At 37.0% G+C, this 13,162-nt stretch carries 10 protein-coding genes and 1 tRNA gene; 5 read left to right on the forward strand and 6 right to left on the reverse strand.

Annotated elements, in window-relative coordinates:
- Positions 1-704 precede the first annotated feature (704 nt).
- Positions 705-1,271 (forward strand): hypothetical protein, encoded by a 567-nt coding sequence (locus JWR87_RS11135; protein ID WP_297819759.1) that lies wholly within the window; start codon positions 705-707, stop codon positions 1,269-1,271.
- Positions 1,272-1,877: 606 nt separating this feature from the next.
- On the opposite strand, the gene JWR87_RS11140 is transcribed toward JWR87_RS11135, so the two are convergent.
- Both JWR87_RS11140 and JWR87_RS11145 read right to left on the reverse strand, forming a co-directional pair.
- Positions 1,878-2,813: a DUF6625 family protein gene (locus JWR87_RS11140; protein WP_297819762.1), complete on the reverse strand. Its 936-nt coding sequence runs from the start codon at positions 2,811-2,813 to the stop codon at positions 1,878-1,880.
- Positions 2,814-2,885: 72 nt separating this feature from the next.
- Positions 2,886-3,746, reverse strand: coding sequence for a glycosyltransferase (locus JWR87_RS11145; RefSeq protein WP_297819764.1), 861 nt, complete (start codon positions 3,744-3,746; stop codon positions 2,886-2,888).
- 207 nt (positions 3,747-3,953) lie between these two features.
- Here JWR87_RS11145 and glmM point away from each other — a divergent pair, with 207 nt between their 5' ends.
- A complete protein-coding gene (gene glmM, locus JWR87_RS11150; protein WP_297819767.1) occupies positions 3,954-5,339 on the forward strand; it encodes a phosphoglucosamine mutase in 1,386 nt (461 codons plus the stop codon).
- 160 nt (positions 5,340-5,499) lie between these two features.
- Here glmM and JWR87_RS11155 read toward each other — a convergent pair whose 3' ends face one another.
- Both JWR87_RS11155 and JWR87_RS11160 read right to left on the reverse strand, forming a co-directional pair.
- Positions 5,500-6,996 carry a polysaccharide biosynthesis C-terminal domain-containing protein gene (locus tag JWR87_RS11155; protein WP_297819772.1) on the reverse strand — a complete coding sequence of 499 codons (1,497 nt, stop codon included), beginning with the start codon at positions 6,994-6,996 and terminating at the stop codon, positions 5,500-5,502.
- An 11-nt stretch (positions 6,997-7,007) separates the two neighbouring features.
- Positions 7,008-8,630 (reverse strand): M1 family metallopeptidase, encoded by a 1,623-nt coding sequence (locus JWR87_RS11160; RefSeq protein WP_297819774.1) that lies wholly within the window; start codon positions 8,628-8,630, stop codon positions 7,008-7,010.
- Positions 8,631-8,961: 331 nt separating this feature from the next.
- On the opposite strand from JWR87_RS11160, the gene JWR87_RS11165 reads away from it, so the two are divergent.
- A complete protein-coding gene (locus JWR87_RS11165) occupies positions 8,962-9,087 on the forward strand; it encodes a hypothetical protein (protein ID WP_297819777.1) in 126 nt (41 codons plus the stop codon).
- A gap of 364 nt (positions 9,088-9,451) precedes the next feature.
- Positions 9,452-10,522: a hypothetical protein gene (locus JWR87_RS11170; RefSeq protein WP_297819779.1), complete on the forward strand. Its 1,071-nt coding sequence runs from the start codon at positions 9,452-9,454 to the stop codon at positions 10,520-10,522.
- A gap of 144 nt (positions 10,523-10,666) precedes the next feature.
- On the opposite strand, the gene JWR87_RS11175 is transcribed toward JWR87_RS11170, so the two are convergent.
- Together JWR87_RS11175 and JWR87_RS11180 are read right to left on the reverse strand one after the other, a co-directional pair.
- Positions 10,667-10,740: transfer RNA gene (locus JWR87_RS11175), tRNA-Met, on the reverse strand.
- Between the two features lie 114 nt (positions 10,741-10,854).
- Positions 10,855-11,001: a hypothetical protein gene (locus tag JWR87_RS11180; RefSeq protein WP_297819782.1), complete on the reverse strand. Its 147-nt coding sequence runs from the start codon at positions 10,999-11,001 to the stop codon at positions 10,855-10,857.
- A gap of 162 nt (positions 11,002-11,163) precedes the next feature.
- Between JWR87_RS11180 and JWR87_RS11185 the strand changes: the two genes are divergently transcribed.
- On the forward strand, positions 11,164-12,660 hold the full coding sequence (locus tag JWR87_RS11185; RefSeq protein WP_297819784.1) for a carboxypeptidase M32: 1,497 nt from the start codon (positions 11,164-11,166) through the stop codon (positions 12,658-12,660).
- The last annotated feature ends 502 nt before the right edge of the window (positions 12,661-13,162 follow it).

Raw genomic sequence — 13,162 nt, forward strand, 5'->3', positions numbered from 1 at the left:
CGGTTGATTGAAACATTATAAATAGCGAGTTTAATACTTTAAAGAAAAAATGTAAGAATGTTGCAATTGGGGTGATAATAGGTAGCCTTTTTTTGAATTATTCCTCCTGGCTAACCTCGTTTTCGTAAGATCTAGAAAAACAGCAACCGGCATTAAAACAACGCCGAAAACAGATATCAACTTTAGTTGCATACTATTAGATTTATATAGGTAACAAGACGATTAAGCAATAAGGCACGGTTGCAACATGATAAAGGTTGGTAACGATTAGAAAACCCTTTCGATCTCCGTTCCTATATTACTAACACACTATAAATCTTCTCCTTTAAATTTTGGCTTTAAATGCCCGCAAGTTTCACCGGAAACATTTTAAAATGAGGGTAAATAGGAGAAATCTACTCCCCCGGTAATCACACTTCCAGAATCCGTTAGGCAGTTCGTCCGGGTAGCATATTTGCCTTTAGTTAATTAAACTCGCTGGTTATGTAAAACTACAGGTTGTCTATATGTTAATAAAGGCGCTTTTGCTATTATTTATCAACAAAGTTTACATACGATGCATCGAAAATAACTAAAAAAATATCTTTCATATATGTCTTTTAATGTTTTGAACGCCTTAATCTCACCGTCAGAATTTGAGCGCTATTCGGTATATTGAAAAGACTTGAAATTCAATTGTTCGGAATTTTTTTTAATCTAAATAAATGAAAACACCTCTACTTAATCACTTGAAAAACCAATTTTCGGAGCAACTCCCATATGAAGGTTTTGAATTGCCTGAAACTATCAGACAGTGTGTTGAAGAAACGATTGCAGCAAATGTTGCAACTTGTTTAGACCCCCTAAAAGCAAAAGGTCATTGCCTTAGAATGAGTGACCTTTTGATGTTAAATTTAGCAGAAGCAGGAAAAAAGCCTTTTGTAGATTGTAAAATAATTCACACCAAAAAGCCTCACCCTCATTTTTGGCTATATGTAGATGGTTGGCACATTGATCTAACAGCAAAGCAATTTAATCCTGATGCGCCATGTCCGAAAATTTGGAAGGATGAAGATTGTAATTTAAGCAGCCTCTATGCAGTTGAAAGAGGAAAAGGGACAGTTCTTTTTAAATTAGTGCCTTTTAAAGAAAAGAGTGTTCCTGCATATTCAACTGCAGTTATAAGCCGAATTTGGAAGCGAACTTTAAAAAAGCATTATAATGATCTGAAAAATACAGTAATAGATTTTATAAGTAACCGGGTTAAACAAGAGAATTCAATTTTGGGTTAATTAAACAGAATTTTGATTTTACCATAATTAGCCTGCTATTGAATAGATTTAGGGCATAGTAGTATTATGCTATAAAAAAGTTTACCGACACTTATTTCACCACAGCCTTCTTGATGATGCAAGAGTGGCTAAAGAATAATTAGATTTAGTGACATATAGGAATATTTGGTTTCCAAATTTCGTATTGTCTCCATTTTTGATTTCGCGAAAGTATTAGCTATTATGGGGAAGGACCATACATTAAATATTTATAAAGGGCTTAAACGTCTAAAGGTTCAAGCCGTCTATCAAGGCTAAATGGTTTTAAATGAGATTACTCTTAATGATAATATTGGTGCTAATACTTCTTTTAATGAGACCATTCATTTCAAAACTATTTGACGAAGATTTTGAATAGTTCACTGTCTCAATGAAGTCTCTTTCTAATTTTCAGGTAATAAGAATTGTAACCTGTACCTACGATCGCTTATCATAAAAGCGTTCGTCAAATAAATTCGAATTGTTCTGCTTTTAGTTCAATCGGTAGGTATTTTTATTTCTACTTTTCTTGTAGCTTTCTGCGAGGAATTACGTACAGCTATGCTGCAATTCACCCATCCTCCACTACTATCTTCGGGTTTTTAGTTTCCGCAGGTTTATCTTAATCTTATTTCTAATTGCATTAATCATATTGACAGAAAAAAGTGACTTTATTAAAGTCGGCTTTTTGTTAAAGGTGCCTAAACTATTTATATAATAGGGAAAAGGGAATGGGGAATTATGCGTGTAGAAGTAGTAGGTGGTTTTGAAGTAGATAAAATGAACTAGTAAGTACTCTTTTTCCAGATAAAATATTCCTTCCTTATCAATAGTAACTGGTATTGATCCTTTTGGCTCTAAAATATAATTGGTAAAAGCAATTCTTAACCCTTCTTTTTGTGCCAGGAGTACAATCTCTGTAAAGCTTTGTATAGGTGTGTTCAATTTAAAAATAGACTCACCTGCTTGCAATCTAGTAAAAAAATTTCCCCCGCATTCATCGAAACCCAAAACTCTTTTATTTGTAAAAACATGCTGCCAGTCTCTGCTCTTTTTAAACAAAGTCTTACAATAAGTATTGTTGCGCATAAAAAACATAGAGCCAGAAACATAACTGGTAATACCGCTAAAGAAGTCTATTTTATTAAGATACTCCTGGGTAATGAAATGTGAGAAGTTGCCCATTATAGTGTCAACATCGAGGGTGCCCCAAAAATCATAATTGCTGATATAACTTTCAAAAATGAAGCCGTACGCGGGCTTGAAGTCAATTAACTTGTAGGGCCGTTCAACTGCCACACTTATATCAAGCCTTTTTTCAAATAGGGTCTTTATTTCTGTTGTTGACATTAAATTCCACAACACATTTTCGGGTACAACATTAGGTTTAGCAATGTCAGTAAAGAAAATTACATCAAACGGTTTTTCTTTAACTGAATTTAAAAACAAAGGAAAGTATGAGGGAAACTTACCGTAATAGGGTATTATAAAAGCGATTTTTTGGCTCATATCTCTGGTACTCAAAATAATTCATTTCTAGATTAAATCAATTTGCGGCAGCTCTTAATATTGCAATTGGAGATAATACACCCTTTCTCATTTTGCCAGGGCTTTTGCATACCTGCGATTCCACTTATGAAAATTAAAAAATACTACCGCAAGATGCTGGAACATAATCTTAATTGCTATTAAGAGCTCGTAAGAGAAACGAAGTTTTTTAATAAAGCGTGTTATGATGTGTAGATGAGTCGAAGCTATAGATTTTAAAAGAGGAGTTAAACCAGATGGTTGGTTGTGTTTGTAATTATAATAGATCGACATTTCTTCAAACTTTCCCAATTTCCATCCACTATGAATTTTCCTGTAAGGGTGTACAACTTTAGCTTCGGTTGCAAAAAGAACCTTATTGGTTGTCGCTAAAATCCTGGCGTTTAAGTCGTAGTCTTCCATATGTGGATATTTGAAGTTTTCGTCGAATCCTTCTAGCTCGAAAAACAGATTTTTTTTTATTGCAAAGTTGCAGCTTAGCAAATACCCGCCGGTGGTTTTACTATTGCCTGGTGCTCGTTCTATTGGACTTATCATTCCGCGTTCCCGTTCAATCCACCCTTCCAGTACTTTTATTTCAGGGTTTGCAGTAATAAGCGAACTATAGCTTTCGAGGAGGTTGGTTTTTGGCAGGCAATCGTCATCGAGGAAAACAAGCCATTCACCTTTTGCATGCCTTGCTCCATTATTTCTGTTTGATGCCGGACCTTTTTTAGGCCCTTCCAGCCACCGTGCCCATGGGTATTTCTCCTGTATCATATCCTTTGCACCGTTGTCTTTACTATCATCTGTTATAATTACTTCATAATCTAGCTCGCCAATTGTTTGTACCTTTTTTTGTAGCAAGTCAAGGCATTGCCCTAATAGTATATTTCGATTGCAAGTAGGTATGATAATTGAAAAATACATACATTTTATTTTTATTAAAAGTATTGATTAATACTAGTTATACCATACTAAATATTAAAACCAGCAATCTTCACCTGCATGATTTTTTAGGTTTTGTAAAGGGGCAGGTAATAATAATGTTGCAGGAATCTACCTTCGCTCTTTCATTGTAATTCAGTAAGCTTTGAATTTTTCTTTTATGTTTGCACTCGAATAAATGAAAGCTTAATGGCACTTATTAAAAGTATATCGGGCATAAGGGGAACAATAGGAGGGAAGCCCGGAAATACGCTGAGCCCACTTGATGTGGTAAAGTTTGCTGCAGCCTATGGAAGTTGGCTATTACAACAGGGTTGGGGAAAAAAGGTTATTGTAGGTCGGGATGGAAGAATAAGTGGTGAGATGGTACAAAGGCTGGTGGTAAGTACTTTAAATGCATTAGGCTTAGATATTGTTGATGTTGGGTTAACCACTACGCCAACAGTTGAAATGACTGTGTTATTTGAAAAAGCGGCTGGTGGAATAATTCTTACTGCCAGTCATAACCCCAAAGAATGGAACGCTTTAAAATTACTTAATAATAAGGGAGAATTTATTAGCGCCCAAGACGGAGAGGTTGTGCTTGCTTTAGCTGAAAAAGAAGATTTTACTTTTGCGACAGTTGATAAGCTTGGCACATATACTGTCAATGAGACCTCTTTACAGCGCCATATTGATGCTGTCATTAATTATCCGTTGGTAGATGTGGAGGCAATTACCAAAAGGAAATTTAAAATTGTATTAGATGCAATTAATAGTACAGGCGCTATTGCAGTACCGGCATTGTTAAAAGCCCTGGGCGTTAGAGAGAAAGATATAACGGTACTGAATGAAGAAGTAAATGGCAAATTTGCACACAATCCCGAACCACTTCCACAGCACCTGATGGAGTTATGTAAAGAGGTTAACCGCAAAAAAGCGAATCTTGGAATTGCCGTAGATCCTGATGTAGACAGATTATGTTTTGTGAATGAGGATGGATCGTTGTTTGGTGAAGAGTACACTTTGGTAGCAATTTCAGATTTTGTTTTACAGCAGAGACCAGGAAATACGGTAAGTAATATGTCGAGCACGAGAGCGCTAAAAGATGTTACTTTAAAACACGGAGGAGAATATTTTCCAAGTGCAGTAGGGGAGGTGAACGTAGTTAACAGGATGAAAGAAGTAAATGCAGTTATTGGAGGAGAAGGAAATGGTGGTATCATTGTTCCTGACCTGCATTACGGACGTGATGCCTTGATAGGGATTGCATTGTTCTTAACCTTTTTGGCGAAGACTGAAAAAAGCAGCAAACAGCTTCGGGGTACTTTTCCGGATTACTTTATAAGCAAAAACAAGATTGAACTGGCACAGGGAGTAAATGTGCAGTCAATTTTTGACAAAATAAAAACAAAGTATAAGAACAATCCCATCAACACCGAGGATGGGTTGAAGATTGAGTTTGATAATGATTGGGTTCACCTGCGCACCAGTAATACGGAGCCAATTATTAGAATTTATGCAGAAAGTAATTTTGAGACTACGGCTGAAAATATAGCCAGGAAAATAATGCAGGACATTCGGGAAAACATGTGATCTAACCGCTTTCTACAATGTTTGGCATTGTAAGATGACAAAACAAAGCGTTTTAAAAAGCTGCTATTGAATATATAGTACAAGAGTGCGACGCAACCGAAGTTGCATTATGAGCAGCAGATGGTTCCATAAAAATATCTTAACCTCTCTACTTTTTTGTTTACTTATCAGCCTTCCATTTATCTTTAAATTTATGGTACATCTGTATAGCATCCGGAGTAAGTTGGAGGTAGAAAATTCCAGCTATAAAAATGGTGGTAAAAACACAGGTTCTCCCGATCATGCCAAACCATCCCCCGTTGGATTTAAATAACCAGTAAGACACTGCAAAGGCGGCAGCACCAAGAAGTAAAGAGTAGGCAGTTTTTTTAGTAAAAGGCTGCATATTAAACTTTCTTCTAAGAAATTCGTAACGGATAGCATTGTAAATGGTATATGCAAAAAGCTCGGCAAAAGCAGAACCAATAATACCATAGTTTTTAATTAGAAAATAGGTTACAGGAATACGAAGAGCTAATAAAACAACCCCGCTAATAAAATCGAAACGCCAGAAATTGGAGGTGCCAATAATAGTTCCGTTTACACCGGTGCCTGCATCTACCAGTCTTGCTATTCCCAGTACAAATACTACATAAATTCCTTCTTTATAATCATTCTGTATATTGAACACTGCAAAGGCGTCATTAATATTTAGCCAGATATTGCAAAAAATAAAAGCCGCTAATAGCAACAGATTGATACAGCTTCGCTGGTAAATTCTGTTAATCTCTGTATAGTTTTTGTCTTTCCACGCTTGTGATAGCACACCTGTAGTTATAGACTGAATACTTCGCTGGGGCACTTGTACAAGATTAGCTGCATACTGCGCCAGGTTGAATACACCTGTACTTCCCAGCCCTTTTAAACTTGCTATAATAAACGTATCTATAGTTTGTGCAACAATTTGTATCATCACTCCACCATACACCAGCGTCCACATACTGAACATTTTCTTTTTAAACTTTCTTGTAGGATGACTGACTTTAAATGTGAGGTGAAATTTTTTAAGCCTTATAAGATATATGAGTATTGCAAAAAATAATATGAGATACACTAAGCTGAATAGCTTTATAAAAGTATCGAAGCTTACAATTTTTGAAAAGTACAAGAGGATTAGTGCGAGCACAATCAGCCGCATTCCGGTTTCCTTCAAAAAATTTGAAACAACTGTTTTATGTAACGTCCAGCAGAAAGCTTCAAGCACCGAAAAGAATAGCATACCGAAGCCGAAAGGAAAAATGAGGTAATAATAGGTTAGGATAAGTGGAGCCCTTTGAATGTATTTTTTAACCATAAAAGGTTCGAAAACATAGCCTGCGATTAAAACAAGAATAAAGCCTATAAAAGAGCTGGTAAGCGCCCAGGTAAGCAAATCATTTTTTTTATCCTCTACATTGTTCTTGTAGTAAGGGTAAAACTTATACATAATAGGAAGTACACCGAGGCTTCCAAAAACGAAAATATTTTGACCTAAATCGTAAAAAATACGGGTTAAGCCAAATTGCTCAGGTGAAAAAGAACCATTTCTTGTAAAAAAGTAAGTATTTACAGCTCCAATAAAAAAACCAAAATAAACAATTATACTACTGAGGATTGCCTGTTTCCGAATGTTCGCCATTGATGGGTTTACTAAGATTGTGCTTTTGTTTGTTGCATTGCTACATAATAGCGCTTTTCTATTATATCAGCCCACGCCGCTGACGAGAAATTTTTGGGTAATGAAACATTCTTCCAGGTTTGGGTTGGAGTAATAGTAAAGCCTTCTGTTTTATCAGCAATAATAATTGGCAAATTGAAGCCGCTGACGCAGTTGGTCCACCTGAAAAAAATCTTTTGTTTGTTTTTAGAAAAGTAATATTCCAGCAGGGGCACCTGGGTAGTTCTTAGGTACTGATCAAACACTTTAGAAAAATCTCTGCCACTTTCTTTTGAGATAAAGTCTTCTATCTGCCGGGTTGTAACGGTTTCATGATAAAAGGTAGCGTTTAATCCTCTTAAAATATTTCTGAATTTAGTGTCTTCATTAATAGATTGCCTGATGATGTTAAGCATGTTGGATGCTTTATAATACATGTCGCCGCTGCCTTCTTTATTTACTCCGTAAAAGCCAATAACATTCTTATCGTTTCTTATGTTTTTTCTTATGCCATAATTATAATCCGCTGCTGCTTTTTTGCCAAACATAGTCTCAGTAAACAAAGTTTCGCTATAGCTTGTGAAGCCTTCGTGTATCCACATGTCAGCCATGTCTTTACTTGTTATACTGTTACCAAACCATTCATGTCCACTTTCATGAATGATGATAAAATCCCATTTTGAACCCCAGCCAGAACCGCTCAAGTCTTTGCCCAGGTATCCGTTTTCAAATTTATTTCCATAAGCTACTGCGCTCTGGTGTTCCATTCCTAAAAAAGGTGTCTCTACTAATTTGTAACTGTCTTCGTAAAACGGATACTTGCCAAACCAGTATTCATGACTTCGAATCATCGGTTTTATCTGTTGAAACTGCTTTTTACCTTTTTCGAGGTTATCATTCAAAACCCAATATTCAAGATCCAGTTTGCCTCCTTCTCCCATCAAAGTGTCACTCCAATGTGTATACTTTCCTATATTCATAGTAACGTCATAAGAGTTGATCGGATTTTTTACTTGCCACGTCCATGTTTTATACCCGCCTTTTGAAGAGGTTACATTTTGTAACCTACCGTTACTAATTGCAACTAAAGTGTCGGGGGCAATTATATGCACGCTCATTCCACTATCCGGCTCATCACTTTGATGATCTTTGCATGGCCACCAAACGCTAGCTCCCAATCCCTGGCAGGCGGTGGCAATCCATGGGTTTTTATTCGCGTCATTGCTCCAAACCAGTCCTCCGTCCCATGGTGCTCTTTTTGCTTCCTTTGGCCTGCCATGATAGTAAATGGTTAGCTTCCTGATACCAGGCGCAAACTTATATTGTGCAAGGCTATCACGTAAGTAAACATAACACACGTTGTTATCCCTTCTGAACCTATAATTATTATTGTTACCCGTGATGCTGTCGACTACAAGGGGCTGCTGTAAGTCGATCTGCATGGTATAAACCGGCAGGTCCTCTCTATAAGTGATTGTGTTTTTGCCTTCAATTGTTTCGGCAATAATATCAGGTTGTATAGTCAACTCATAACTTATCACATCCCATCCTTTTCTAAATTCTGTAATGCTTCCTCTTAATGTGTCGGCTTTTGTAAAAAAACTTTTTTCTTCCATAAGCTGAGCTTTAGAAAAAAGCGGGTAAACGAAACAACATACAATCAATAAAATGCCTTTTGACTTCATTATTTAAAAATATGGATTTGTTGGTATACTCAAAGGGTGTACTAAGCGGAGCAAGTGTTTTGTAAACCTAACATTTCTACTTCTATTAATCTCTCGTTGCGTCGCACTCTTGTGCATTTTGTTCAACAGTTAGCCAACTTAATGCCAATCTTATAGCGCTTACAAAGTTGCCATCTGTTGATAACTAAGTGGCCAAATTAAAGTACTAACAAATGCAATAATTATAGAATATATAAATTAAATTAGAAGCAAAATCAGGTAAATGACTAACTCGGTATTTGACAGTTTAGTAAAACTTCAAAAGAAGGGGATCAGCAAGATAGATACCCACGATATTTTCACAATACTTCTTATTTTATTAGCAATAGTAGTAGCCATTCTTCTTTAAGAGAGTAACAGAAGCCCTTCCTACTTACAGCTTAATGAGTGTTACCTTTTCATGTCAACAAGCTTCCCAGCCGGGGAGGTTTTGTTTCAATTTGGGTATTTCCCGATTTCTTAAAAGGCCGACCTCTTGCTTTTTTATTCTTAGCAGAATTATATACTCCCATAACTACCACCAGCGCTAGTAATTATGCAACCTTATGGGTGCATAATTCTTCTTTAGTTAGTAAACGCTATTTATTTTTCAATGCTTTTATTGGCGAGACGTTTTACATTGTTGTTCCCATAATAGGAAATTATCCAGCACTATTTTATCTTTAAGAATAATTTTTAGAGTAATACTAATTGTATCCATTAATTGAACGCTCATGAATATATTATACTTAGGAACCTTTTTATTGTGTTTTTCAAACTTGGCAAATGGACAAGTAGGAACACTTGATTCTTCTTTTGGAAACAACGGGGTGTTGTTTAGCGATTATCGTTCTTTCGATAAGGTCGATGCAAATAATAAAATAATACAACCAGACGGTAAAACTGTAATAGTCGGTGTGGCTCGCGGGAGACTCGGAAATGATTTTTGCATCACCCGGTATAATCCTGACGGTTCTTTAGATAATAGTTTTAGTGAAGACGGCCAGCAAACTACTGATTTTGGTAGTGGTAATGATATTGCGTATTCGGTCGCCATTCAGGGCGATAAAATTATTGTTGCTGGTTGCACCTCGAGTACCGGTAATTCTATGTTTGCAATAGCAAGGTATAATGCAAATGGTAGTTTAGACCCCACCTTTAGCGGTGATGGAAGACTAACAACCGATTTTAGTGCTATAGCCGTTTGTAATGCAGTGGTAACACAGGGAAATAAAATATTAGTAGCGGGATATTGTTACACAAGTAAACCCGTTATAGAGAGTGACTTCATAATTGCAAGGTATAATGATGATGGTACCCTGGATAAGACATTTAGCAATGATGGAATACAAAAGACCGACTTTTTCGGTTATGGCGACTATGCTAATTCCATGGCAATTCAGGGAGACAAGATTGTGGTAGCGGGAGATGCCGTTTATACCAATACAGGTTATTTAACAACAGCTATTGCAAGATATAATAATGACGGGTCGCTAGACAAGACCTTTAGTGATGATGGCTTACAAACAACTGGTATCAGCAGTTCTGCATCTCTGATTATCCAGCAAGACAAGATCTTAGTAGCCGGTTATGGCACAGATGATTTTATTGTTTTTAAATATAATTTTAAAGGATCATTAGATGAGGCGTTCGGAAATAACGGAATTCAAAGAACTCATTTTGGCACCAATTATTATGCTCAAACTAACTCTATAACCATGGAAGAAGAAAAGCTAATAATAACCGGAAATGTATATGATTTTAAAAAGGGAATACGACAGCTTGTAATGGCGCGGTACAAATAACCTTGTGCTGTTAACGGTTTTACCGCTTTTTCCCTTGTTCTATATGCTCTTACTTTCTATAAGAAAGCTAAATCTTACGCTGCTCCCGTAAGTTCCTATAAAGTAAAAAGCCCAAGCAATTGAAGAACAATACTTGAGCTTTAGTACCGAGGAGCAGACTTGAACTGCCGACCTTCGGGTTATGAATCCGATGCTCTAACCAGCTGAGCTACCTCGGCATTTAGGGCTGCAAATATAGGAGCTTTTTTTATGGGAAAATCAATTTTAAAGTAAATAGAGCGAATTTTGAGAAGTGGATTCTATCAATGCGAATATTTCTTCTACTGTCTGAGCTATCCTGAATGTTTCGTTATTAGAAAAGGTAAGACCGTTGAAGCACTTCTGCTAACAATATCTTTCTTTATAAAAACCACATTATTCATATTTACAAAAAACGGCTCATCTCCATCTTTCCATACTTCAATTAAGCAACGGTTCATCTTTTTCGTTGTTTATCTTTTACAGCAGTTTTTTTAAAAGAAAGTTCAATTAAAATTCTTTTTTTTATTCATTCTTGACTTACTAAGCCCCTCTTTTGTTAATTGTTAAACTCTGTTTCATCCTCTCAAGTATCAATTTTACCTTCGTACGAAGAATAAAATATGCATGCACAGGAAGAATTATATAGCCAATACAAGAATAGTATGCAAAAGCTGGCAGATGTTAAATACGCGGCAGCAGTGTTGCAATGGGACCAGGAAACATATTTACCCAAAAAAGGCGCAGACTTTCGTGGAAGGCAATTGGCCACTTTAAGCGAAGTAGCTCACGGCATGTTTACTGACGATAAAAATGGAAAGCTTTTACAGGAGTTGTTGTTGAAGGATTTGTCTCAAGAGCAAAAGAGAAACGTAGAGCTGACGTGGGAAGACTATAGCCGCCAGAAAAAACTCACACCGGCGTTTGTAAGGAAGATGAGTGAGGCTGTATCTGCAAGTTTTTTTGCCTGGGTTGAAGCCAGGAAACAGAATGATTACCAGGTCTTCGAGCCAAAACTTTCGTTATTGGTGGATTTGAAAAGGCAAGAGGCTGAGCGCTATGGATACGAAGCACACCCTTATGATGCTTTGATGGATGAGTATGAAAAGGGAGCGACTGTGAAAATGGTTGATAAAATTTTTGAAGATGTAAAAGTTCCGTTACGCCAGCTTCTTCAGGAGGTGCAAGACGTTCAATCGGGAGATGACAGCTTTTTGCGGCAGTTTTATCCAAAACAACAACAGTGGAAATGGGGAATATACCTGGCAAAACAATTAGGTTTCGATTTTGAAAGTGGGCGCCAGGATATATCAGAACATCCCTTCACAACAAATTTTAGTAGCCAGGACGTAAGAATTACTACCCGCGTGGACGAACATGATTTTGCAAATATGACGTGGAGTACAATTCACGAGGTTGGTCACGCACTATACGAACAAGGGTTGCCTGCAGAACAATATGGGCTTCCTTTGGGTGAATATGCGTCGCTGAGCATGCATGAATCGCAGTCACGTTTGTGGGAGAACTGTGTAGGCCGAGCGACTGCTTTCTGGAACTATTACTACCCCAAGTTAGTTGAGTTCTTTCCAGTTCAATTTAAAAGCATATCAGAAAATCAGTTTCTGAAGGCAATTAACAAAGTACAACCTTCTCTTATCAGAACTGAGGCAGACGAGCTGACTTATCATTCTCACGTAATGGTACGGTACGAACTTGAAAAACGATTGATCGAGGGGTCTTTGCAAGTGAAAGAAATACCGCTCTACTGGAACGATCAGTACAAAACATTGCTTGGAGTGGATGTTCCAGACGATAAGCGCGGTTGTCTTCAAGACGTACATTGGAGCCATGGAAGTTTCGGTTATTTTGCAACCTATAGTCTCGGTAGCTTTTATGCTGCCCAGTTGTGGCAGCAGGCTAAAAAGGATATTGCGGGTTTAGAAATTGAAATTGCTAAGGAAGGAAGAACAGATTCGTTACTAGGGTGGCTGCGTACCAATGTTCACAAGCACGGAAGGTTTTACGAGAGCGAGGCATTGTGCAATTTGGTTACCGGTAAAAATCTTGACAGCACTGTTTTTGTTTCATATTTACGAGAAAAGCTGAACAATTTGCAGTAATGCTTTTTTTTGATTTGCGACTTTTAAAAAAAGATTTATAGTATGCTCAGCAATTGATGCTGAATAAAAATCAACAGAGAATAAAGCATAAATTTCGATTTAGATCAAAATAGCCTCGTCCTGAAAATGGTTGACTGTTTTAAGGAATGAATTGCGAAGGTAAAAACCACAAGAGCCCTCAAAAGTTCTTGTGGTTTTTTTTTGCCGAGCCTTTGGTTTTAACCCATTTTGCTGATGCATGAAAAAAAAACAAGGCAAAAAATGATAAAAGCATCATTATTATTCCCTTGATGAACGAAATGCGACGCAACAAATGTTGCCATTGGTACTAATGTTTGTATCAGAAAAACGCCATCAACCCACTTCGTCATACATTCAATATGTCACCGATTTTGTAATTCAGGTTCTCTGACTTCTATCAATTCTTCTCCTGTCGCGGTACGAGGCTATATTATCGTCGTAGCTAACTAAATAACTTATTTAACGCTTGGCGAAAGGGATT

This window comes from Segetibacter sp., assembly GCF_025963695.1.
Taxonomy (GTDB): Bacteria; Bacteroidota; Bacteroidia; order Chitinophagales; family Chitinophagaceae; genus Segetibacter.